The organism is Salinimicrobium oceani, assembly GCF_012037645.1.
Map to the genome: position 1 here is coordinate 1 of NZ_JAAVJR010001535.1, position 295 is coordinate 295.

Here is a 295-nt window from a genome sequence, read left to right on the forward strand (position 1 = left end):
TGATGAAGATACTTTCTCAGATGTAGAAACACTAACAAACTTCTACCTGGTCCTTTTAGATCCGGGAGTACCTACCACAGGAACCTTCGATCCAACTCCTGCTGAACTTTTAGTAATGTACGCAGATGATGAAGACGGATTAGGAGTTTTCACTACCACCTATACTCTTACCGAGGGAGAATGTTCAGACTCAGTTGAACTTACTGTTTCTATTGTTGCTCCCGAGGCAGCAAATGCAGGTACTGTTGCAGACTTCGAAGTTTGTACCAGCCAGACTACACTGGATCTTTACGCT

General features: G+C 43.7%; 1 protein-coding gene. It reads left to right on the forward strand.

What is annotated here, in order from left to right:
• On the forward strand, positions 1–295 hold a 295-nt coding region (locus tag HC175_RS22960; protein WP_168140074.1), incomplete at both ends, for a hypothetical protein.